1 pseudogene is annotated in these 231 nt (G+C 42.4%); it reads right to left on the bottom strand.

Going from position 1 to position 231, the window contains the following annotated elements:
* Window positions 1-231, bottom strand: a pseudogene (locus tag NLF92_RS14310) (GNAT family N-acetyltransferase); the annotation flags it as partial.

Here is a 231-nt window from a genome sequence, read left to right as displayed (position 1 = left end):
GACCTACAACCTTATAATTGTCGTCGTTAAAAAATGAACGGTGCTTTTCAATAGTAACAAACACTGAGACCCCCTCACTTTTCTCGTCATCTTCAATCACGCTATCTATGGCGCCTAACAATATATGCCCGAGACCGTGATGTTGATAGTCAGGGTGAACGGCAATGAAACTTAGCATGTGAAAGTTATCTGCCGGAACCAGTGCTCTTACTTTTTCCTCTTTTTCGAGCA

The organism is Opacimonas viscosa (assembly GCF_024199005.1).
Classification (GTDB): domain Bacteria; phylum Pseudomonadota; class Gammaproteobacteria; order Enterobacterales; family Alteromonadaceae; genus Opacimonas; species Opacimonas viscosa.
This window is presented reverse-complemented; position numbering and strand designations above follow the sequence as displayed.